Annotated in this window: 16 protein-coding genes and 2 tRNA genes; 1 reads left to right on the top strand and 17 read right to left on the bottom strand. The window is 62.7% G+C overall.

The window, feature by feature from the left end:
• Positions 1-148: 148 nt before the first annotated feature.
• The 15 genes from NOV21_RS05335 to NOV21_RS05265 form a co-directional block, all read right to left on the bottom strand.
• Positions 149-1423 (bottom strand): glutamate-cysteine ligase family protein, encoded by a 1275-nt coding sequence (locus NOV21_RS05335; RefSeq protein WP_283170162.1) that lies wholly within the window; start codon positions 1421-1423, stop codon positions 149-151.
• Positions 1413-2309, bottom strand: coding sequence for a CHAD domain-containing protein (locus tag NOV21_RS05330; protein WP_283170161.1), 897 nt, complete (start codon positions 2307-2309; stop codon positions 1413-1415). Before NOV21_RS05330 ends, NOV21_RS05335 begins: the two co-directional genes overlap by 11 nt.
• Before the next feature lie 98 nt (positions 2310-2407).
• Positions 2408-3409 carry a cytochrome d ubiquinol oxidase subunit II gene (gene cydB / locus NOV21_RS05325; RefSeq protein ID WP_283170160.1) on the bottom strand — a complete coding sequence of 334 codons (1002 nt, stop codon included), beginning with the start codon at positions 3407-3409 and terminating at the stop codon, positions 2408-2410.
• Positions 3410-3411: 2 nt separating this feature from the next.
• Positions 3412-4770 carry a cytochrome ubiquinol oxidase subunit I gene (locus tag NOV21_RS05320; RefSeq protein WP_283170159.1) on the bottom strand — a complete coding sequence of 453 codons (1359 nt, stop codon included), beginning with the start codon at positions 4768-4770 and terminating at the stop codon, positions 3412-3414.
• An 82-nt stretch (positions 4771-4852) separates the two neighbouring features.
• Positions 4853-6193 carry a coproporphyrinogen III oxidase family protein gene (locus NOV21_RS05315; RefSeq protein WP_283170158.1) on the bottom strand — a complete coding sequence of 447 codons (1341 nt, stop codon included), beginning with the start codon at positions 6191-6193 and terminating at the stop codon, positions 4853-4855.
• A 111-nt stretch (positions 6194-6304) separates the two neighbouring features.
• Entirely contained in the window at positions 6305-7597 is a 1293-nt protein-coding gene (gene purD / locus NOV21_RS05310; protein ID WP_283170157.1) for a phosphoribosylamine--glycine ligase, read from the bottom strand.
• Positions 7598-7725: 128 nt separating this feature from the next.
• Positions 7726-9015: an adenylosuccinate synthase gene (locus tag NOV21_RS05305; protein ID WP_283170156.1), complete on the bottom strand. Its 1290-nt coding sequence runs from the start codon at positions 9013-9015 to the stop codon at positions 7726-7728.
• A 42-nt stretch (positions 9016-9057) separates the two neighbouring features.
• The gene (locus tag NOV21_RS05300) at positions 9058-11253 is read right to left on the bottom strand and encodes an ATP-binding protein (protein ID WP_283170155.1); all 2196 of its coding nucleotides are present in this window, start codon (positions 11251-11253) and stop codon (positions 9058-9060) included.
• Positions 11250-12515: a metallophosphoesterase family protein gene (locus tag NOV21_RS05295; RefSeq protein ID WP_283170154.1), complete on the bottom strand. Its 1266-nt coding sequence runs from the start codon at positions 12513-12515 to the stop codon at positions 11250-11252. The genes NOV21_RS05300 and NOV21_RS05295 overlap by 4 nt, the downstream gene beginning before the upstream one ends.
• A complete protein-coding gene (gene dnaB, locus NOV21_RS05290) occupies positions 12516-13886 on the bottom strand; it encodes a replicative DNA helicase (RefSeq protein ID WP_283170153.1) in 1371 nt (456 codons plus the stop codon).
• An 89-nt stretch (positions 13887-13975) separates the two neighbouring features.
• A complete protein-coding gene (gene rplI, locus NOV21_RS05285) occupies positions 13976-14524 on the bottom strand; it encodes a 50S ribosomal protein L9 (protein ID WP_283170152.1) in 549 nt (182 codons plus the stop codon).
• A gap of 12 nt (positions 14525-14536) precedes the next feature.
• Entirely contained in the window at positions 14537-14800 is a 264-nt protein-coding gene (gene rpsR / locus NOV21_RS05280; RefSeq protein WP_283170151.1) for a 30S ribosomal protein S18, read from the bottom strand.
• A 19-nt stretch (positions 14801-14819) separates the two neighbouring features.
• Positions 14820-15350: a single-stranded DNA-binding protein gene (locus tag NOV21_RS05275; protein WP_283170150.1), complete on the bottom strand. Its 531-nt coding sequence runs from the start codon at positions 15348-15350 to the stop codon at positions 14820-14822.
• Between the two features lie 50 nt (positions 15351-15400).
• Entirely contained in the window at positions 15401-15694 is a 294-nt protein-coding gene (rpsF, locus tag NOV21_RS05270; RefSeq protein ID WP_283170149.1) for a 30S ribosomal protein S6, read from the bottom strand.
• A 652-nt stretch (positions 15695-16346) separates the two neighbouring features.
• Positions 16347-16916, bottom strand: coding sequence for a hypothetical protein (locus tag NOV21_RS05265; RefSeq protein ID WP_283170148.1), 570 nt, complete (start codon positions 16914-16916; stop codon positions 16347-16349).
• A gap of 585 nt (positions 16917-17501) precedes the next feature.
• Between NOV21_RS05265 and NOV21_RS05260 the strand changes: the two genes are divergently transcribed.
• Positions 17502-17593 (top strand) — tRNA-Ser (locus NOV21_RS05260).
• 684 nt (positions 17594-18277) lie between these two features.
• On the opposite strand, the gene NOV21_RS05255 is transcribed toward NOV21_RS05260, so the two are convergent.
• Together NOV21_RS05255 and NOV21_RS05250 are read right to left on the bottom strand one after the other, a co-directional pair.
• Positions 18278-18370 (bottom strand) — tRNA-Ser (locus NOV21_RS05255).
• A gap of 507 nt (positions 18371-18877) precedes the next feature.
• On the bottom strand, positions 18878-20053 hold the full coding sequence (locus tag NOV21_RS05250; protein WP_283170147.1) for a peptidylprolyl isomerase: 1176 nt from the start codon (positions 20051-20053) through the stop codon (positions 18878-18880).
• Positions 20054-20071: the final 18 nt, after the last annotated feature.

Below are 20071 nucleotides of genomic sequence, written 5' to 3'. Positions count from 1 at the left end.
TTACTTGCAAAATCCTTTGCGGCGTTGCCTTCGAACCTGCACACGCATCGGGGAAGAGGAAGATGCGCAGCGGAGTTGCCCGAGCTTCAGCTGGCCCCCGATCCCCTCCGGGGCCGCAAGAGGCAGGCTTGCGGCCTGCCCCACACCATCATCCGAAAGGCCGCTTTCCTCGAATCGCCTGCTTGGCGAGGGTCGTGCGCTGGGCCACGAGCTCCGCGAGCGGTTTCAGCATCTCGGATTCCTCATCGGAAAGCTCGGTGCAGGCAAGCGCGATGAGCTCGTCGGCAAGACGCCCCACGGGGATATCGTATACACGCGCATCGTAGCCCGCCGCCATGAGCGCGCTCTTCGCCATCTCCACTTGGGGAATCGTGATATCGGTGAACCGCGCGTCCAAGATATCGCGCGCCTGTCCGTAGAACAAGCCTTTGATAAGCGCCTCGTAGGCGATAACATAGGGCACGGGAACCGAGTCTGCGGGACGGATCTCCACGTACGTCTTCAGGCGCGCATCCGGCCAGACCATCCCCGTTGCGTGGAAGATCTCGTCTTCCGTCATCACGCGGTCGGCGTAAATCTCCCCGAACGTGCGATTATCGGTGAGGACGTCGCCCCAATCTTCGCTGGGCACGACGATCGCCGGAACGTCGAGCAGATACTCGGCATATTTCCTAAAGCTGAAGTCGGAGTCCAGCGCACCGGGCACGGTATTGCAGCGCACCGGGTCGAGATGGCGCCATACTTCGGTGCGCATGAGGGGATGCACCGACGGCGATCCCTCGTAGAAGGGCGAGTTATCCATCATCAGCGAGAACACCGGCGTGAGGATGCTGGCGAGGCGCATCTTCACCATCGCGTCATGCTCGCTGTGGAAATCGACCGACACCTGGGTCGACGCGGTTCCGCGCATCATCCGGGGGCCGTATGGGGAGATCTGGGTGAGGTACTCGTCCATGCAACGATACCGCTCCTTGGGGATCAGCTCCTTCTCGGCGGCCACCATGCGGGGATCGTACCCCACGGAGAGCATCTTCATGCCAAGCGGCTCGATGATCTCGGCCACGTCCGCTTCGAACTTCTCGTACGCTTCGCGCATCCGCTTGATATCGGCGAAGGGGCCGGCGGATAGCTCCAGTTGGGCCGCCGGTTCGATAGTCACGTTCATGGATGAGGCCGCCACGGCGAGGATATCGCCATCATGCTCTGTCACGCGCGGATATCTTTCCGTCAGGCGCTGAAGGATCCACGCGACACCATGCTCGCCGCTATAGCCTACGGGATTCCCCTGGGCATCCACGATGAAGTGCTCGACTTCGACGCCGAGGTTCTCCTCCCCAGCGGGTTTCATGCCCGATTTGAAATAATCGACGAAAGCCTGGATATTCTGCTCGCGGGCAGGTTGGTCCATATGGCTACTGTTCATCACGTTCTCCTTGGGTGGGAGGCTCGCCATCGGCCTCCGTCGTGGAATCGGCGGGGCTTTCCGCCGCCACATGCCCTTCCTTGTCCAATGCTGCCTCGATGCGGGCATAATTCTGCGCCAGCGCTTCCGTGATGTTGATATGCGCGCGAATAGACAGGCCGTCGGTTGGCAGGCTCGAAAGCAACACGACGTTCACGCGGGCGTCGCATAGGGCACCCAGCTCATCCTGCACATCCTTCATGCGCTCCGCGGCGTCCGCGGCACCCGGGGGGAGCAGGCCCTCGAACTTCACGGCGGCATAGCGCACCTCTTTCGCGCGCTTGCGCACCATGTGGGTCCGCTCTGCATCCGCTCTATCGAGGCTGCCGTACCTATCGTCCTGCGCTTCGAGGAGCTCCTGGAATCTTTCGGCAATGCGATCGGCGGGAAGCCCCTCGACCGCTATCCCGTCGCGCCAAGCGATGGCGCGGGTTCCGCGGCGCCCGATGGAGAGCAGGCGTCGCGTCTCCTTCCGTGAGAAGACCGCGCGCACCCGCTGGCGCTCCTCACGCGCCGCCTTCGAGCATGCGCTGAGCAGATCGGGCGCCGGTGCGGGCTCCATCGACGCGATCTGCTCCTCGAGCACATCGAGCTCGCGGAGGCGGCTCGTCTCGCGCACCGCATCGCGCAGCGCGCGGTCAACCGCGCGGTTCTGCTTCTTATCCTGCCAAGGGGCGATGAACCGGCACAGGCTGCGCAGCGTGCGGATGCTCACGCGGAACTTGTGCATCGTTTCCGGATCGTCGGGGTCGTCGAAGAACGCCGCTTGGCGCGTCTCGACGTTATCCGCCGCTTCGGCAAGCACCCATTCCACCCGATGCTTGGCGAGGATGTTCTCTTTCGACAAGGTGGACCCCTTACGTAGTCTGACTCGATTATTCTAGCCCGATGCGCAAAGCGGGGCGCCGAAACGCCCCGCATGACAGCAAACTGTTTGAAAAGCGCCTAGTAACCTTCGTCCTCAGCCGTCACCTTGCCCGCGAACTTCCTGTAGATGATCACGTGGTACAGCAAAACCAGCGGCACGCCGATGAGCGCGATGACCGCCATGGCGCCCAGCCCCACCTCGCTGCCGGACGAATTCGCCACGGTCAGGCTGTAGGCCATATCGGACGCCGGGACGATGCAGGGGAACAGGTTGGCGGCGAACAGGCCGACCAGAGCCACGCACCCGACCGCACTGAGGATGAACTGGGGGATGTCGCCCAGATTCTTCTTCGCAAAGCCGAGTGCGGTGACAACCGCATAGAGAATCGCGAACACGAAGCATACGGCACTGGCAGCCGCGCCGCCATACGGCGCAGCCGTGGGAAGGATGCTCGCCAAGGCGAACAGGACCAAAGCGACGATTTGGAACTTCGACCGAAGCGCCGCTGCGCGATCGTGCAGGTCGCCCTCGGTCTTCACAGCGATCCAAGCGCACCCATGGGCGCACATCATGGCGAGTCCGAGCAGGCCGCACACGAGCGCGAGGGGATTGAGCAGTGCGAAGAACCCGGCGGTGTAATCGCCGTTCGCATTCAGCTGTATGCCCTCGATGACGTTGCCCACGGCAACGCCGAAGAGGAGGGCGGGAAGCAGGCTGCCCACGAAGAAGCAGGCATCCCAGACCTTGGCATTGGCAGCATCGTGCGCGCGCAGCTCCAGAGCGACCGCCCGCAGGATAAGCCCGAACAACACGAGCATGATCGCCAGGTAGAAGCCGCTGAACGTGGTCGCATACGCGGGGCCGAACGCAGCGAACAGCGCGCCGCCCGCGGTAAGCAGCCAAACCTCGTTACCATCCCACACAGGGCCGATGGCGCGGCGCAGGATCGATTTGCCCGCCTCGTCCTTGCCGAGGACCGGATACAGGACCCCCACGCCCAAATCGAAGCCGTCCAACACGAAATAGCCGGTGATCAATACGAAGATGAGGACAAACCAGAGGATTTGCAAGAACGTCATGGCTACATCACCTGCCCTTCTGCAGATGCCGCAGGCAATTCGTCTTTGGGGCTTTCCTTGATGACGCGCAGCGCGATGCGGATGTACATGATGAGGATGAACAGGTAGATGGCGGCGAAGAGCACCAGCGTGATGGTCAGCTGCACGGGATCGACAGACTGGCTATAGGCGGCGTCGGTGCGCAGCAGCTCCCATACGATCCAAGGCTGACGGCCGATCTCCGCCACGAACCAGCCGCTCTCGATGCAGAGGAACGGGAAGATGGGGCCGAAGTACAGCGCCTTGAGAAGGCCGTTGCCGACTTCCTTGCCCTTCTTGTGCTTCACCATGGCGATCAGGCCCAGAAGCACCCACAGCGCGATGCCGCCGAAACCGGCGACCATCAGATGGTACGCCTGGAACACGACCTGCACGGGGGCGGTCTCGCCGTATTCGGCCTTCACCGAATGCAGGCCCATGGTCTCGTAGGCGGGGTCGTTGGCGATGAGGATGCTCGTCATGCCGTCGATGGGCACGGCGATGCCGATGACGCTTTCGTTCTGCTCGTCGACCCACCCGAGGATCCACATGTCGGCGGGGCCGTCCTCGTATTGCGCCTCCATGGCGGCGAGCTTCTCGGGTTGTTGCACGGAGGTGACGACCGCCTGCTGGTGCATGGCGGGCAGCATGGCGACGCACGCCGCAATGGCGACGATGGTGCCCACCGCAATGGACTTGTGGCCGAATTCGGCCTTGCCGTGGCGAGCATGGTAGGCGCCGATGGCGACCGCCACGAGGGCGCCCATGATCACGAGCGCGATCACCGTGTGGAAATAGCGCGCCAGCGTGCTGGGATTGAAGGCGGCCTGGAAGAAATCGGTCATGAGGGCACGCGTCCCGTCAGCGGAAATCGTGTAGCCCGCCGGAGTCTGCATCCAGCTGTTGGCGATGATGATCCACAGCGCGGAAAGGCAGCTGCCGGCCCATACCAGCCATGCGCTGGCCAGGTAGAACTTCTTGCTCACCCGGTTGCGCCCGAAGATGACCACGCCCAGGAACGTGCTCTCCAGGAAGAAGGCGAACAGCGCCTCCGCGGCGAGCGGGGCTCCGAAGATATCGCCCACGAAACGGCTGTAATCGGCCCAGTTGGTGCCGAAGCTGAATTCCATGGTGATCCCAGTCGCCACGCCGACCGCGAATGTGACCGTGAAGAACCGAGCCCAGAACGTTGCCGCGGCAACGTTCTGGGGAGTGTTCTCCCGATAGGCCTTGGTTTGGAAGATTGCCATGATCAGTCCAACGCCGACGGATAGCGGCACGAACATGAAATGGTATGCGGCGGTGAATGCGAATTGCAACCGCGCCAAATCAGCTACATCCATACCAGCTCCTTTCTCTCTTGTTTACAAGATTGCGGTAGATTACCATCTGTGAAGGGTTTGTGGATAACGATTCTACGAACGGCTACATAGGACGGAAACCGGGCTTGATTTCCGGGGCCATCTCACATCCATCGTCGATGCCGTCGAAGATGAGCTTCTTCTCATAGCCGTCCAGCTTCGCACGAGCCTGGTCGCGAAGATTGTTCACGCCCACGAAGAACTGGCGCATCATGGCGACGCACAGGTACCTGCCTTTGGAAGTCAGCGTCAGTTCCTCGGCGTTGTCGGTGGCGAAGGCGCCCGCCGCGCGCAGGAACGCGAGTTCCACGGGGAGCGCACGCTCGATGCTCGTGCCGAAGTCGCGCTCGAAATCGCGCTTGTCAAGCCGCAGGCCGAACAGCTGCATCATCAGACGGTAGCGCATCAGGTTGTGCCTGCTGAAATGGGTGACATCCTTCACGCTCATCCGACCTTGGGGGATCACCTCGTTGTACTCCGTGACACTGAACGTGTTCACGTACAGGTTGCCCTCGAGATACGTGATGCCGCCGCTGCCGATGGCGGGATACTCCTCGTAGTTCACCACATACTCGTCGATCATGTCACCGGCGCCGCGGTCGAACGTCCATGCGCTGCTCATCTCGAACCCTGCATCGGTGAGCGTGCGCCAGATAATGTCGTAGAACTCCTCCTCGCGCGCATGATCCACCTTGCCCACGGTCGCCGCCAAGCTGCGCTCCACCGAGGGGGACGCCATGAGCGGGTAGAAGGTCGTCTGCGTTGTGCCGGATTCCAGGATCGCGGCGAGATCATTGATGAGCATGTCTTTGGTCTGAGCTGGGAAATTGAAGATCATGTCCACGTTCAGGCTCTCGAAATACGGGGCGGCGAGCTTGATGCGGGAAATGATTTCCTCGGCGCTGCCGTATTTCTTCAGGCGGCCCATCTGCGCAAGCAAGCCGTTGTCGAAGCTCTGCACGCCCACGGAAAGGCGCTGCACGCGCCCATCGAGCTCGTCAAGGTATTCCGGAATCAGGTGGTTCGGGTTCGTCTCGCTGCTGACCTCTTTGAGCGAGGGAAACGTCTCGCGCGCGAGGTCGATGGTGCGGCACAGCTCGTCGATCAGGATCGTGGGGGTGCCGCCGCCGATGTAGAGGCTGTCGAAGTCGTACCCCTGCTCCGCGAGCATGAGCATCTCGCGGCGGAGGTTCTCGTAATAGGGCACCGCGCGATCCTCGCTGAAGGGGTAGCGGTTGAAGCTGCAGTACGGGCATAGGCGCTCGCAGAACGGCACGTGCATGTACAGCATGTACCGTTTCCCCGCCTGGGGTTTTGGCAGCCTCGCCGCCTCGCAGGGCTTCAGCCGCAGCTCGTAGTCCATGAGCACGCCCACCGCGCGCGACAGCATTCGTTCACTTAGCATGTACTCGGTTCTCCCGTCCGATGAACAGCGCAGCGGCAAGGGCGCACCCTTGCCGCATCTCGGAATGCTCCCCTCCCGTGCATTGCCGAAATTCCGCTTATTGGTGATGTTCTATTCCCAGCTGCTTCGTCCCGCAGCAGCTTTCGCACCGATGTCGGTGCGGAATCGCTTTCCTTCGAAGTTGATACGCTCAACCGCATCATAGCAGCGCCCGCGGGCCTCCTCGAACGATTTGCCCAATGCCACCACATTCAACACGCGGCCTCCCGCGGTCACGAGCTCCTCGTCTTGGTTCAACGCCGTACCGGCATGGAAGACGATCACGTCATCGACGGCCTCCGCCTCGTCGATGCCGAGGATGACCTTGCCTTTCTCATAGGGGCCTGGATAGCCTTCGCTGGCGAGCACGACGGCGACAGCCCACTCGTCGCGCCACTCCAGATGCACGTCTTCGGGCTTGCCGGCGGCAACGGCCACCATCACGTCCACCAGATCGGACTTCAGGCGCGGAAGGATGACCTGCGTTTCGGGATCGCCGAAGCGCGCGTTGAATTCCAGTACCTTGGGACCCTGCGGGGTCAGCATGAAACCGCCGTACAGGACGCCGCGGTAATCATGCTCGAACGGCGCTTCGGCCGTCGCGGCAGCCGCCTGCTGCATGGCCCTTTGCATGGCGGAAAGCTCCTCGGGCTCGACGATGGGAACCGGAGAGTACACACCCATACCCCCCGTGTTGGGGCCCAAGTCGCCGTCGTAGGCGCGTTTGTGGTCCTGGGCGGTGGTCATGCAGAACGCCTTTCCGGCGGTCACGAAAGCGAGCAGCGAACATTCCGGTCCGGTCAGGCACTCCTCCACGACCACGCGGCTGCCCGCGTCCCCGAAATGGCCGCTGAAGCATTCGTCGATGGCCTCGAGGGCGTCATCGAGATTATCGGCGACGATCACGCCCTTGCCGGCGGCCAAGCCGTCTGCCTTCACGACCACGGGGGCTCCCATGCGCCGCGCGTACGCCTTGGCCTCCTCGGCGTTGTCGAAGGTGCCGTACTCCGCCGTGGGGATGCCGACCCGCTCCATGAAACGCTTGCTGAAGGTCTTGCTCCCCTCCAGCTGGGCGCCCTGGGCGCCCGGTCCGAACACAAGCGCGCCCGCGGAGCGAAGCGCATCGGCGACGCCGGCAACCAAGGGGGCTTCGGGGCCGATTACCACCAGGTCGATATCATGGTACCTCACGAATCCGCACAGGGCCTCACCGTTGCATATGTCCAAGTTGGCAACGTTTTCGGCAACCTGCGCCGTACCGCCGTTGCCGGGAATGGCATAGAGCCTCCCGCACTTCGGCGACTTGGCAAGAGACCATGCCAGCGCATGCTCCCGCCCACCCGAGCCCAGCACTGCAATGTTCATCAAACACTCCTTCATTCGGTCGCTCCCTGGTTCGCCCAGGGAAGTCGACGGGGGGCGATCCCGGCGAGTGCCAAAAGGCCCGCCCGTCGGGCCACATCGGCATTGCCGACATCCTCTAGAACGCCGGGCTAAGAATCCCAGCCGCGGAAAATCGTCTGGTCGCGGTCGGGGCCCACGGCGATGATGCTCATGGGGACGCCCACCTTCTCCTCCAGGTACTCGACGTATCTCTGCGCGTTTTCAGGCAGCTCCTCGAACGTGCGGCACCCGGTGATGTCCTGATTCCAGCCCGGCAGCTCCTCGTAGACCGGCGTGACGTGCTTGGGGTACAGGACGCTTTGCTGCATGGGGAAATGGTCGTAGACCTTGCCCCCGGATTCGTACCCGACGCACACCTTGATGGTCTCGAACGAGTCCAGCACGTCCAGCTTGGTGAGCGCCATGTCGGTCAGGCTGTTGCAGTCGGCGGCGTATCGCGCGATGACGGCGTCGAACCAACCCGTGCGGCGGCGGCGCCCGGTGGTCACGCCGAACTCCCCGCCGATCTCGCAGAGCTTCTCGCCCGTTTCATCGAAGAGCTCCGTGGGGAACGGACCGCTGCCCACGCGCGTGATATACGCCTTGCTGATTCCGATGACGCGATCGATCTTCTTCGGGCCCACGCCCGTGCCGATGCATGCGCCGCCCGCGCAGCAGCTGCTGCTGGTGACGAACGGGTAGGTGCCGTGGTCGATATCGAGCAGCGTGGCCTGCGCACCCTCGAACAGGATATTCTTCCCTTGAGCCAACGCGGTGTTCAGCAGCTGCGCGGTCTCCGCCATATGGGGGCGGATGATCTCCGCATAAGGGAGGTATTCTTCGCAGATCTGATCGACCGTATAGGGCGGCAGATCGTAGATCTTCTCCAACAGCGGGTTCTTGAAGGACAGCGCCGTTTCCAGCTTCTGGCGGAAGATGTGCTCGTCGAGCAGGTCCTGGATGCGGATGCCGGTGCGCGCCGCCTTGTCTTGGTAACAGGGGCCGATGCCGCGCCGCGTCGTGCCGATCTCGTTCTTGCCCAGGCGCTTCTCCTCCGCGCCGTCGAGGTCGATGTGGTAGGGCATGATGATGTGCGCATCGCAGCTGATCACGAGCTTATCGCATGAGATGCCCTGGGCTTTTAGCTTAGCCATCTCGTCGGTCAGCACGTGGGGGTCCACCACGACCCCGTTACCGATAACCGGCGTGATGTCGGGATACATCACGCCCGAGGGGATAAGGTGCAAAGCGAGCTTCTTATCGCCATGGATGACCGTATGGCCGGCGTTGTTGCCACCCTGGTAGCGGACGACGTAGTCGAAATCACGGGAGATAAGATCGGTGATCTTGCCCTTGCCTTCATCGCCCCATTGGGCGCCGACGAGCACGGTGCTGGGCATACGGAGCTTCCTTTCCTTTGCCGGATAGACCCCCCAAGTATATTACAGGCGAACCACGTTGGCTGCGGGGTCCGCGGTTTGCATCAAGTCAACCACTTCCTCGTGGCAGGTGAACAGTATGACCTGGCGTTGCTTCGCGAGAGCGGCGAGCGCCCGGGCGGCGCCGACCCGCCTGCCGCTGTCGAAGTTCACCAGGATATCGTCGCAGAGCACGGGGACATCGCGGCCGACATTGGTCGCGGTCAGCAGAAGCGCGACGCGCAACGCCAGGTAAAGCTGCTGGAGCGTGCCCAGGGACAGAAGCTCGGGCCCACGCGTGCGCTCTTCGGCATCCACCACGACCAGAGAACCCGCCGCCGTGAGGCGGATCTGCGTCCATGCGCCTTCCGTCATGTCGGCGAACAGCTCGCTCGCCCGCTGGTACACGGCGGGTTGGCTCTTCCCCTCCCAAGCCGTGATGGAGGATTCGAGCAGCCGCTTGGCGAGCAGCAGGCGGGCCAAGTCCTCAAGGGCATCCCCATAGCGGCTCTTCAGCTGGGAGTGCTCGAGTTTGATGAGGTCGAAGTCCTTCCCCTTGCGTGCGTTCGACAGGATCTGGGCGAGCTCCCCGTAGCGTTGGTTCGCCGTCTCGTTCGCCCGCATCTGAGCATCCCTCTGCTCGGTGCGGCGGACGAGCCGCTCGTCGAGCTCCTCGGCTGTCACGTCTCCCGATTCCCCCAGCGCGGCCAATGCCTCACGCTTCTCCTCCTCCGCACGCTCGATAGACCGGAGGAGTTGCGATCGCTGAGACGATATCGCCTGGCCTCGCTGGTCGAGCACCGTCGCCTCAGCGCGCGCATCCCCCGCCTCGTCGAGGAGCGCACGGGCGCGATGGAGGCTTCCTCGCGCATCGCCGAGCCCCTCGTCCTCCAAAAATCGCGCCGTCTTGTCCGCATGCGCCCGCAGCGCTGCCTCGCATGCCTCTTTCTTCTTGGCGTCTTTCTGGACGACCAATTCGGCATCGGCGAGCTGGTTGCTCACGCGTTCTTCCACGCTGTTCGGCCGTATGAGCATCACCAGCGCGGCGCACGCCATCGCCACGGCGAAGAGGACGAGCATCGCGCCCAACGCCGTCACCGAAAGGCTCCCGATGGAGCGGCCGTGCATGAAGACGAATGCGCCCATGCCGGCGAAGAGCAGGGGAAGGACGACGGAGAGCACAGACTGCACCGTGCGCTTGCGCATCTTATGGGACGGGGTCAGCCGTTCGGCGCCGGACTCGCGCACCGCGTCGAGCAGGGCCTGGGAGGCAAGCAGGTCCTGATCGGCCAGCGAAAGCGCGTGCTCCAGGCGGCGATGCTCGTCGGCGGCGTCCTCGATCGCCTCGCGCAACGTGCGCTCCTCGACGGGATCAAGGAGGGGGAAGCGACCTGTCCGCCGCTGCTCCAAGGCATCGCGGTCGGCATCGAGCGCCGCGCGCTGCTCGTCGAGCTTCCGCAGGTCCTCGCGTGCACGTTCCCGCTGCGCGCCCGCATGGGCGATCCGCTCGCGCTCCGCGGCGATTGCGCGGATTTGGCCGTTCAGGCGGGCGATGGAGGCGGATAGCTTTTCCCTCGCCTCCTTCAGCTGGGAGAATTCGCGGTCCTCGCGCTCAAGCTCCGCAGCCTTATCCGATGCCGCGGCCATATCCTCGCGTGCCTTTGCAAGGCTCCTCTGCAGGTTCGGGATCGAATTCGGGGCATTTGCGCTGCGCGAGAACGCGCGGGCGATTGCGTCGTCTACCTTGGAGGAAGCCTGGGCGGGCGAAACCTGCGTGCCGCTTCCGGCGGTCAGCAGGTGGGCGGTCACGTCGGTGGTCCGCCCCATGCGCCTGAGCTCGTCGGAATCGAGCGAGAAGACGGTTTGGAACGTCTCCCGGTCGATATCGGAAAGCAGGCTCGGTTCGGGGTCTGGCTTGATCCCCTCGGCGTTGCGCACGCGCGTGCACCGAACCTCCTCTTCCCCGGGGATGGTGGGAGCGAACACCAGCGTTCCGGCGCGCTCCGCCCCGACCGGACGGTAGTCGTTGCGCGCGCCGCGGGCATCGGGCCAGCCGAACAGCACCCCGCCGATGAACGTCGCCGTGGTGGTCTTGCCCGATTCGTTCGGCCCGAACACCACGTTGATGCCTGGTTCGAACGGGCCGACGGTGCGGTTCTCCATCGCGCCGAACCGCTCGATCCGTATGGTCCTCAGGAAATGGGCAGGCCGTTCGCTCATGAGCGGCTCCCATCGAGCAGGTCGAGCGCAAGCTGCTCGGCCTCCTTCTCCAACCGGTCCAGACGGTTCACGCAGGTGCTGGGCAGCTGCAGGCTGTGCTGGAGGAACTCATCTTGCAGGTGCGCCACCGTGGCATCCCTGTCCTTCCCCAGGGCCTTGCTGCGGCGCAGCAACGTCGCCTCGAACAGGCCCTCCTCCTTCAATGCGGACCGGCTGATATCCGCCGACGTGCGATCGACGATCGAATCGACGAAGAAGACCGGATACCCGTTGTTGACCTCGCGGCGCAGGTCCTCCAGGACGCCGGGCTGCACCAAAACGCGGTGCAGCGGCGTCTTGCCGGCCAGGAAAACGCGCGCGACCATCTCCTCGCACTGTGCGGTGCCGTTAGCCGCGAAGAGGGCTCGCGTGATGGCATCGTGCGCCTGGGCGAGCGTCGTGCACGAGGAGACGTCGATCTGCAGTTTTTGCCACGCCACGCTTGCCAGGGGGACGAACTCCACCTGCGCGCATGCGTTTTCGCGCAATGTGACCGCGAAGCACCCGCGTGCGCCCGTCTCCTTGATATCGCGCCCCTGGATGCACCCCGAGAAGCCGATGCGGGGGTCGCGGGGATCGTTGAGCCATGGCTGATGGATGTGCCCGCACGCCCAGTAGTCGATTCCGCTGGAGAGCAGGCGTGCGGGATCGGTGGGCGCCTTCGTCGGATCGAGGTTCAAGCCCGTGTGCACCACGCCGACGGAGAAGGGAGCGCTCGTCCCCAGAGCCTTCACCGCGGCGGCCCGCGTGATGCCCTTCGCGATGTCCACATCGGCAGGGACAACGTGGTTGTAGTACCCGCGACCCCCCAGCAGCACCAGCGCCCTGCCGTCCTTGGTATGCGCGAAGAAGCTCGGGCCCTCCGCCGAGAACATGTGCACGTTCTCGGGCGGGGCGGCGTAATCGCTCTTCCAGCTGGTATAGGGGTCGTGGTTCCCGGTGCAGTAGTACACGGGGATGCCCGCCTCGCCCAACCGCTTCATCCCGTCCACGAAACGGATGACGTCGCGATAGCTGGGCCTGCTGGCATCGAAGACGTCGCCCGCCAAGACCACGAAATCGACCTGCCGGGTCAGCGCCGCCTCGATGAGGCGGTCGAATGCCTCGGGAATCGCCTCGGTCAGGCGGTCCGCCCAGGCGTCGGAAAGGGAGCGCAGGCCGCGGAAGGGAGCGCCCAGATGCAGGTCGCCGGAATGGATGAACGTGACGTGCTTCTTCGCCATTTAATAGGCTCCCGGATAACGCGATTCATCGATGAAATCGCCGAACGTCGTGCTCTCGGGCGCCCATGACAGCGTGATATCGCGCGTGGGGCCGTTGCGGTGCTTGGCGACGATGAGGTTCGCCGTGCCGTAGTCCGGACGCCCGTCCGATTCCGCCTCCATCTCGTCCATGCTGCGATCGATGAACATGACGATATCGGCATCCTGCTCGATTGATCCCGATTCGCGCAGGTCGGAGAGCATAGGGCGCTTCGCCTTGCCGCGCTGCTCAATGGCGCGGGAAAGCTGTGACAGGGCGATGACGGGCATGTCCATCTCCTTCGCCAAAACCTTCAGGCCGCGGCTGATCTCGCCCACCTCCACGGCGCGGTTCCCATCTTTGCGCGTCTGGGGAGGCTGCATGAGCTGCAGGTAGTCGACGATGATAAGGCCCTTCTCGGCATTCCGCAATTCGCGGCGCGCTTTCGCGCGGGCCTCGAGAATCGAAAGGGACGGCGTATCATCGATGTAGAGCTCCAATTTGGCGAGGCGCGAGATGGCGTCGGCGAGCGCTTGCCAATCCCCCTCGCCGAGAAATCCGCCGCGCACCTTCTCGAGGCCGATGTGCGCCTCGGAGCAGAGGATGCGCTGCACGAGCTGCCCGGAACTCATCTCGAGGCTGAAAAACGTCGTCGAGCATCCCGCCTTCGCGGCGTTCACCGCCAGATTCAGGGCGAACGAGGTTTTCCCCACGCCGGGTCGGGCGGCAAGGATGATCAGGTCGCCGCCGCGGAACCCGTGGAACAGGTTGTCGACATCCACGAAACCGGTGGGAACGCCTGCCATATGGCTTTTCTGCTCGGAGAGCTTCGTGATCTCCTCGAATGCGTCAACCAGGAGATTCTCGATCCTCTCGAACGAGGAGGACACGCGCCGCTCGGTCACTTTGAACAGGGTCTTCTCCGCGCTCTCGACCACCTCGTTCAAATCGTCGGGTGCGTCGTAGGCCATGGCCGTGATCTGCGCGCTCGCGTAAATCAAATCGCGCAATATACTCGTGCGCTTGACGATGTCGGTATGGCTGACCCAGTTCGTCAGCGCGAAGGTGTTGTCCGCAAGATCGACCAGATAGGCTTTGCCGCCCACCGCTTCCAGCTGACCGTTCGCACGGAGGTTTTCCGCAAGCGAGATCTGGTCGATGGGGATACTGCGGTTGTGCAGGTCCTTCATGCTCTGGAAGATGATCTGATGCGCCGGCCTGAAGAAATTATCGGGCTGAAGCTTGGTGAGCACCTCGTCGATCGCGTCCTTGTTGAGCATGCAGGCCGCGAGCACGCTCTGCTCGGCCTCGATATTTTGCGGAATTTGCTTCGTTTTCTCTTCGCTGGGCATCGGTCCTCCTTGTTCGTCGAACCATGGTAACGCAAAAAAGCCCCGCCGTACGCTGGTGCGGCAGGGCTTCTCCGAGAAAGCGATGCGTCTTATTCGGCGGTCTTTTCGGCAGCCTCTTCGGGCTGTCCTTCGGGGGCCTCTTCATGTTGCTCTTCGGGAGCCTCTTCGGCCGCGGTTGCCGCGGCGAACGTCTCCTCGGAGCCGACGAACAGCTTCAGGTTCGCCTTGACATCGCGATGCAGCGAAATGACGGCCTCGTGCTCGCCCGCGGTCTTGATGACGCCCTTCGCGTCGATGAGGCGCCGATCGATCTCGACACCGAGCTGCTTGGCAACGGCATCGGCGATCATCTGGCTGGTGACGGAGCCGAACAGGGTTCCCTCCTCGCCGACGCGCGCCTCCACCTTCACCGTGGCGCCGTCGAGTGCCGCCTTCAGCTTCTCGGCGTTGGCGATGCGCTCCGTCTCGCGCTTTTCGATGTTCTTGCGACGCTGCTCGAGCTGCTTCAGGTTGCCCTTTGTAGCCTTCACGGCGATCTTGTTGGGGAGCAGGTAGTTGTCGGCGAAACCGCCGGCAACATCGATGACGTCGCCCTCGACACCTTTCCCCTTCACTTCTTGGAGCAAAATGACTTTCATGCGAGCCTCCTATCAACCGCGATTGCGGCGATCGCCACGACCGCTTACCGTCGGGACGGCATAGGGCATGAGCGCCATCTCGCGCGCACGCTTCACGGCATTCGCAACGTCGCGCTGGTGCTGGACGCAGCAACCCGTCACGCGGCGCGGCTTGATCTTCCCGCGATCGGTGACGTACTTGCGCAGCATCTGGGTGTCCTTGTAGTCGATGTACTGCGTGTCTTCCTTGCAGAATTGGCAATACTTGCGACGAGGCTGCTTTACGTATTCTGGCATTGGTGACCTCTTTCGATCCCTAGAACGGGATATCTTCGTCGTAGACCGAGGCATCTACCGCGGGGTTCGCCTGCGGAGCAGGCTGTTGCGGGGCCGCATTGCCCCCGTAGCCGCCGTTGCTGTAGTTCTGCGAACCGGAGTTGTAGCCGGCGTTTGCACCGTACGCGTTGGCGTTGTTGTACGAGCCGCCGCCCTGGTAGCCGCCGGTGCTTCCGCCATCGTTGCGGGAAGACATGAACTCGATCTCGTCGATGATGACTTCGATCTTACTCCGCTTCTGGCCGTCGCGCTCCCACTGGCTGTAGCGCAGCTTCCCCTCGATGGCGACTTTGACGCCCTTATGGAGGTACTGGCTGATCGCTTCGGCGCGCGTGCCGAACATCGTGCAATCGATGAAGTTGGGGTAATCCTCCCAATTGCCCGTGCTCGGGTCGCGGCGCCTGTCGTTCACCGCCACGCCGAGGCCCATGACGGCCATGCCGCTCTGGGTCTTGCGCAGCTCGGGATCGCGCGTGAGGTTTCCGCTGATGACAACTCGGTTGATGCTCATGGCCTCTTCCTTAACTTCGCTTGGGCGAGCACTCGCCCCCTACCTAATCGTTAATCACGATCCGTGCGGCACACGATCATGTGGCGCTCGACTGCGTCCGTGATGCGCAGGACGCGGTTCAGCTCAGCGATATTTGCAGGATCCGCATGGAAGTTGACGAGAGTGTAGTCGCCCTCGGTCAGACCGTTGGCCTCGAATGCCAGCTTGCGCTTGCCCCATTCTTCGACCTCGTCGACCACGCCCTCGCCTTCGGCGATGGCGTTCTGGATACGCGTGGCGACAGCGGTGCGGGATTCTTCATCGATCGCCGGAGCGACGAAATACAGCAGTTCATAAGCCTTCATCAGCTCACCTCCTCTGGACTGAAAACGGCTTCGGGTGATGAAAGCTAGAGGCCCGAAGCAGGATTAAAGCCCGGATATCCTATCAAACGGGGCGAAACGGGGCAAGACCGCCCGCACACCGCTCCATACAACACGTACATCGCCTGGCATACCGCTTTACTGCAGGATACGGGGCCGACATCCCCTCTACATCCCCGCAAGCGCATCGGCGCCGCCTCGCGGGTATCGCGGGATCATCGCGCATGCGCCGCGAAACGTCGCAGTCGAGCTGAATAAACCGGAACCTGGTCGGACGTCTGCGGACGATTCTCGTCAACGTGCCCGCACCGCGCACCCGACCTTCAGTCGGAAACGGTGCGGATGGCTTCTTTCCCCGCATCCACTCGCGCACCTCAAGCGTTGCGGAGCAGTGCGCGCGGTCTAACGGATCGACCCCGTCCGGCATTCGCGCGCCGCACCCCTGCGGGCGGAAGGCGGCGGATTCAGCCCTCTCGCTTAGGGAAGCACTGATGAATTCCGCCTTGGCCGGGGACGGCAGGCTGAGTGCCAAAGCGGCGAAAGCCGAGCGGGCACAGGCATGCGCGAACGGGGATCGAGCCGCTCCGGCGCCAGCATGCCGTCCTCGGACTGGCGGAATTCATTGACGGTTCGTCTAGATATCCTCGGGAGATTCTGGGAGCGGGGCACCCTCGTCTTCGGGATAGGCGAGCTCCTCATCTGCCTCATCATCCGCATCCGCCACCTCGTTCTCCTCATGCAGGCGTGTGAGCATCATGAAGTTGGGAGCGGGGCCCACGTAGAACGGATCGCTCGTGATCCGCGGAAGCTCTTCCGAATCCCCATCCTCAGCAACTTCGTACAGGTAACCGACAGCATACCCCTCGAGACCGCCCGGCACGCCGCCTTCGGCGATGATTGCGTCGACCATGCCGGCGTCGGTGTCGATATAGCCATCGTAGCAGAGCGCGTAGCAATCGGCGCCCGTTGCATTTTGCACGGTATGGCGTGCGTATGCCAGGCACTCCTCGGTCTCGTTGCCAGGATGCGTTTCGATGAAGAGGCTGTCCTTGATCGCCAGCGCGGTGAACGGGACCACATCCTCCCCCGCTTCAAGCTTCCCCTTCGCCTCGTTGAGAGCGGCGAGCAGGACATGCTGCAGCACCTCGGGAATTTCGGGGACTTCGTTGACTTCGTCTTCTACGACGCGATCGTATTCGGCCATGATAGCTCCCTTCGCTGAGTCGCAGAGGGCGATCGCCCGCCCCGCGAATAAGTTCACGTGCAGATTCAGTATACCGTTTGTTCCCCTCGCTTCGACGCACAAGGCGAGAGGCCCTCATCACCCGCTTCTTTCCCCGCTTGCCCGTCTCGCAGGTACCCTGGCTGAAGATCGTCCACGAACCTGGGCGTTCGACTGCGGTTGGAAAACCGGGGGTTCGCCAAGGATGTTCGGATAGCCTCGCTGGCTCCCCTCGGCCATGGCGGCTCGCTTACGCAGACCGTCCGACGGCAGGGCCCGTTCCCTACGCATGGGATTCCGGGCTGAAGCGGGCGCATCCAGCTGAGGGCGGAGAAGCTCGCGCGGCTGGCGCAGGCGTTTGGACGGCATCGCGATTTTCCCCGACCGCCCCTCGCGGGGGAAATCTGTGGCGTAGGTTGAATTTCAAAACGCAACAGTGGGGGGTTACATTTGCAACCAACCGGGAAATCTGTGAAGACATCGAGGTGCATGCGGGCCTTGCGGTCTCGTCGCCCCATGCGCTATACTCTGCAGCTGCTGCAGCACGCAGCGCACAATTGCATATGCGGAGAGATGTCCGAGCTGGCCGAAGGAGCACGATTGGAAATCGTGTATGCCCCAAAAGGGTATCTGGGGTTCGAATCCCCATCTCTCCGCCAGAAGCGAACGCGCCCCCGGCCCGGGGGCGCTTCCCGTTGCAGGGGCCATCCCCATGGATTCGAACCGATGAGGTGAAAATGCGTCAAGCAAACGCTTGATAAGCGTTTGCAGCATTTTGCCCGACCGAGCTTGCGAGGGAGGGGTTGAGCGTCGCGCAGCGGCGCGGGAATCCCCATCTCTCCGCCAGAACCGAACGCGCCCCCGGCCCGGGGGCGCTTCCCGTTGCAGGGGCCATCCCCATGGATTCGAACCGCGAGGAGCACGCTATCCCACACCGAACCAAGTGGGACGAGCCGAACAATCCAATTGCCGGCTCCTCACCGACCTGGAACCCCGGGATCCGGTCCCATCGCGCCAAAAAGCCGGTTGTCAGCTTTCAACCGACCTGCAAAACCAGGCCCGCCTGCCAGGATAGGCCTGCGACCTGGGGAAATGGATGCCTTGCTAGCAAAGGGCGAAAAAGACGGCCCGTCGAAAAGCTGACAACCGGCTTTTTGGCGCAAGAACCCCCTTTTCCGCCCATTCAGCTCGCAGAAGAATTGGCGGCCGAAAAATGCGATGCGCTGGCGCTTGGCATAGCGCGGGGGGTCATGGCCTTGAGACTCGAACTCCTGCGGGTTTCTCCAACATGGGGAATGCCCCCGATATGGGAAACGCCCCCAAGTCGGGGGCGCGTTCGGTTCTGGCGGAGGAGGGGGGATTCGAACCCCCGTTACCTGGGTTGCAGGTAAAACGGTTTTCGAGACCGCCGCATTCAACCGCTCTGCCACCCCTCCGCGAAGTGCATTCGGGAATGGTAACAGGTTTACCCGCCGCAAACAACAACGAACAGAAAGAAAGCGGCGGCGGAATGCCCGAAGCCCATCGAAGCCTCGGTGAGGATCCGATATACCCGCTGTATGCTCGACGGCAGCTCAAACCAATCGATCTGGGGAAGCACTGATCAACTTGTCTGCTTCGTCGTCCCTCAAGCGATGCTCCGACCGTCACGAGTCATCGCCGCCACAGCATCGGGCAAGCCATAAATGCCTTCGACCTGCCGCCCCGACCGGCCAACCATGCCCTCTCTCTTTTGCTTGAAGATACGGGGATGCCCGCCGAGGCGAAAGATGACGAGAAACCCGTTCGAGCACGCTCCTGCGAGGACTTCCCCGCCCCACCCCCGCACGCACCGGCCATGCGCGCGTGCCGGAAAGAACGAACCGCGCCGGGATGCCACACCGATTGAGAACGCGGCATCCGCAGGCACGGATCGAAAAGTCGTTTCCGGAGAGTTCCCGGGGTTAGTTGGCAGCGGTCTGGGAGCTCGTCGAGGAGCTATCGGATGAAGCGCCCGAATCGGAGGATTCGCTCGTGGACGATTCCGCGGTAGCGCTGCTCGACGCGGCAGCGCTATCGGATGAAGCGCTCGTCTCGTACTTGCTCATGTCGATGGCGTAGGGCAGGCCATCCGGCATATCGGCAGTCTGCACATTCGCATTGTTCTTATAATCCGCGAACCAGGATTGGTATGCCGTGGAGGCGTTGCTGTTCTTCAGCAGCATGCGGATGTAATCGGCCAGATCGCTCGGAATCTGATCCAAGCTCGTAATCTCATCGGGGGCGTTGTAAACCTCGGTGCATTTGATGATATGGATACCGTAATCGCTGGTGACGAGACCGCTGACCTGTCCCGCATCAAGCCCCTGCAACGCGGTGCGGTACGGGGTGACGAACGAGTTCAGCACATCCCAGCCAACATCGCCGCCCTTTTCGGCGGAGCCGGTATCGGTGGAATACTGTTTGGCGGCATCCTCGAAGGAAATCGCCCCGCTGTTGATCTGATCGAGCACCTCCTGGGCTTTTGCCTCGTCATTGCTGCTGAACAGCACATGGGAACTGCGCTTCGCCCCATTGAACGAATTTCGATAGCTTTGCGCGGAGCTGAGCACCTCATCATCGGAGGGATCGGAGCTCTCACTCGAGATAACCGCCTGCTTGAGGGCGCTCTCGAGCATTGCGGACTGCACGCTATCGCGGTACAGATCCTCCGTCGTGCCTGCTGCGGTCAGCGCGGCTTTCCACGCGTCGTCGCTGCTATAGTTCGCCTTCATCTTGGCGACCTGCTCGTCGACATCGCTATCGGCAACCTCGACGTTCTTCTCCTTCGCCGCCTGCTTCACAAGCTCTTTGTTCACGTAATAGTCGATGACCTCTTGACGGACCTTGGTCGGGTCGAGGCTGTATTTGGCCATCCATTGACCCCAGGAGTCCTCGTCGGTCAGAGATTGGGTGGAGCGGAAGGCCTCGATGTAATCCGTAACCGTCTGCTCAGAGACCTCCGTGCCATTGACCGTCGCCGCCGCGCCCTGAGCAATCGAAGTGGACGCGTCATCGGATGAGCATGCGGCAAAGCCGAACATGCACACGGCGGAAAGTGCAACCGTGCTAGCGGCACGAACGATAGTAGAAGCGTTCATACGTACCTTGTTTCTCGA

The organism is Curtanaerobium respiraculi (assembly GCF_024609215.1).
Lineage (GTDB): Bacteria > Actinomycetota > Coriobacteriia > Coriobacteriales > Eggerthellaceae > Curtanaerobium > Curtanaerobium respiraculi.
Note: the sequence above shows the minus strand (reverse complement) of the source record. Positions and strands in the feature narration are given on the sequence as shown.

Bases quoted from the DNA above. Each gene is read 5' to 3' on its own strand.
- NOV21_RS05300 (WP_283170155.1), bottom strand. From the start codon at position 11,253: ATGAGCGAACGGCCTGCCCATTTCCTGAGGACCATACGGATCGAGCGG.
- purD (WP_283170157.1), bottom strand. From the start codon at position 7,597: ATGAACATTGCAGTGCTGGGCTCGGGTGGGCGGGAGCATGCGCTGGCA.
- NOV21_RS05305 (WP_283170156.1), bottom strand. From the start codon at position 9,015: ATGCCCAGCACCGTGCTCGTCGGCGCCCAATGGGGCGATGAAGGCAAG.
- NOV21_RS05315 (WP_283170158.1), bottom strand. From the start codon at position 6,193: ATGCTAAGTGAACGAATGCTGTCGCGCGCGGTGGGCGTGCTCATGGAC.
- NOV21_RS05335 (WP_283170162.1), bottom strand. From the start codon at position 1,423: ATGAACAGTAGCCATATGGACCAACCTGCCCGCGAGCAGAATATCCAG.
- NOV21_RS05320 (WP_283170159.1), bottom strand. From the start codon at position 4,770: ATGGATGTAGCTGATTTGGCGCGGTTGCAATTCGCATTCACCGCCGCA.
- rpsF (WP_283170149.1), bottom strand. From the start codon at position 15,694: ATGAAGGCTTATGAACTGCTGTATTTCGTCGCTCCGGCGATCGATGAA.
- cydB (WP_283170160.1), bottom strand. From the start codon at position 3,409: ATGACGTTCTTGCAAATCCTCTGGTTTGTCCTCATCTTCGTATTGATC.
- dnaB (WP_283170153.1), bottom strand. From the start codon at position 13,886: ATGCCCAGCGAAGAGAAAACGAAGCAAATTCCGCAAAATATCGAGGCC.
- NOV21_RS05295 (WP_283170154.1), bottom strand. From the start codon at position 12,515: ATGGCGAAGAAGCACGTCACGTTCATCCATTCCGGCGACCTGCATCTG.
- NOV21_RS05265 (WP_283170148.1), bottom strand. From the start codon at position 16,916: ATGGCCGAATACGATCGCGTCGTAGAAGACGAAGTCAACGAAGTCCCC.
- rplI (WP_283170152.1), bottom strand. From the start codon at position 14,524: ATGAAAGTCATTTTGCTCCAAGAAGTGAAGGGGAAAGGTGTCGAGGGC.
- NOV21_RS05250 (WP_283170147.1), bottom strand. From the start codon at position 20,053: ATGAACGCTTCTACTATCGTTCGTGCCGCTAGCACGGTTGCACTTTCC.
- NOV21_RS05275 (WP_283170150.1), bottom strand. From the start codon at position 15,350: ATGAGCATCAACCGAGTTGTCATCAGCGGAAACCTCACGCGCGATCCC.
- rpsR (WP_283170151.1), bottom strand. From the start codon at position 14,800: ATGCCAGAATACGTAAAGCAGCCTCGTCGCAAGTATTGCCAATTCTGC.